Source organism: Gilliamella sp. GillExp13, from assembly GCF_001690815.1.
In the GTDB taxonomy this organism is placed as follows: Bacteria; Pseudomonadota; Gammaproteobacteria; order Enterobacterales; family Orbaceae; genus Gilliamella; species Gilliamella bombi.
This window is the reverse complement of record NZ_LZHJ01000154.1, coordinates 1-1825: the sequence shown is the minus strand read 5'-3', so window position 1 is coordinate 1825 and position 1825 is coordinate 1. Positions and strand designations below refer to the sequence as shown.

The window sequence follows — 1825 nt, the reverse complement described above, 5'->3', positions numbered from 1 at the left end:
GCTCTGCTTGCAGACGCCTTGTACCATAAGCACGATAATTAGTATTAAAAATTTCACCCACTATTTCACTCAGTGATATATCTTGTGATTGCTGCGTTAATTGCCGTTGATAATAGAAACGATTTCGGGTTACATTTAAACATCGACATAATGCACGTAAGCTGTATCGATGCTTATTATGTAAAATTAACTCGATTTTCTTCCCATTATCAACGTCGCTTGCTTTAGGATATCATTCTCCATTAACAAGCGTTTATTCTCTTTGCGTAGCGCGATAAGTTCGTTATCTTCAGTTCGACGATTATCTTTTGCGATGAATGAGCCGGTAGTTTGGTACTGCATTATCCAATTATCTAATGCTGATTTGGTGAGGTCATACTCTGCGACGATATCCGCACGTTTTTTACCATTTTGATATAGCATGACCATTTGTTTTTTGAACTCGTTAGTAAAGCTACGTTTTGCTCTTCGTGATGAATCGATTGCCATTGTTGTTACCTTCTCTTATTTTTAGTTTATCATAACAATGACCTTATAAAACTGGTACTAATTAGTGTAGCCGATCCACGAATTTAATCCTAAATGAAAAGGCATTAGCGAATTGGTAATGCTTACCATCAATAAATTACGTCTTGTTTTCAATCCAAAAAATAAACTCAAGTGATAGCTAGCTATTAAACAACATGTTAACATGCTTCTAATTCCTTTGTTTCAATATATATTTATTTTAATTTTATATACTCAATATAAAGTATAAATAGGTTAAACGGTTTTTTCAAATTTGAAATTAGGGTATTTGTTAAGGAGTGTAAAAAGATAATTATTGATTCATTAGGGCGCTTTTGTCTGCGATGAAAACCCTGAGAATGTTGTCAAAAAGTTTCAGGTAACTATGTGTTTCAGTATAAAAAGTAATTGAGTATAAAATGCAAATTTTGTTAGGATTGCATTGTCGATACTTTTCAACAACAAATCAACTGTCTTCAGATGTTGTAAAAGATAGTACATGTTATAATTAAAACCATGTTCAATATTGATTTTATTTAAGTTTTTAAAAAAATTTAAACACAACCTATGAGTTATACGGTATATCAAGTGATGATATTTATTCGCAATTAGCCTGAAATCAAAAAGTAAAAATAAATTTTAGGAATGATTTACTTTGTTTAAAGTAATATGATAAGCGGTTAACATCTTGTAGAATTAAGGGAATTATTTTAATCATAAAGAGTAAATATCACTGATTTTTCATATGCCTTACAATATATTAAATATATCCTCCTTAAATGCCTAGATTACACCATGAAGTGCAATTCTTCTTAGCTCCTTAGAATAAAAATCGGCAGGGCTTTTAAACTTATGCCGTTTTCTTGGGCGTGTGTTCAATAGATATTGTATTTTCTTTATCTGTTTGTCGTCAACTAATGAAATGGCCGCTGACTTAGGTATAAACTGACGTATTAAGCCATTGGTGTTTTCATTTGTGCCTCTTTGCCAGCTTTTATAAGGCTCCGCAAAGTACACGGTGGTGTTTAAATAATACTCAATAGCATGATGATAATTAAATTCGGTTCCATTATCAAAGGTGATGCTTTTAACCATTTTTTCAAACGGCGTTAGCAATTTTATTATCATATCTCTCGTTTCGGAGGCGGTACGTTGATTGAGGCGCCCAATTAATACTAGCTCTGTTTTGCGTTCAACTAATGTCACCAATGCTTGCTTGTCTTTACGGCTAATAATCGTATCTCCCTCCCAATGTCCTCGCGTTTTCCGGCTTTCTACATAACTTGGACGTTGTTTAATTGACCGTTTATAACGGCGG

Annotated in this window: 2 protein-coding genes; both read right to left on the bottom strand. The window is 33.0% G+C overall.

The features are described from left to right. Positions 1-186: 186 nt before the first annotated feature. Entirely contained in the window at positions 187-489 is a 303-nt protein-coding gene (locus A9G37_RS10975; protein WP_065560538.1) for an IS3 family transposase, read from the bottom strand. 801 nt (positions 490-1290) lie between these two features. Beyond that, on the bottom strand, positions 1291-1825 hold a 535-nt coding region (locus tag A9G37_RS10970), incomplete at its 5' end, for an IS30 family transposase (RefSeq protein ID WP_141671192.1).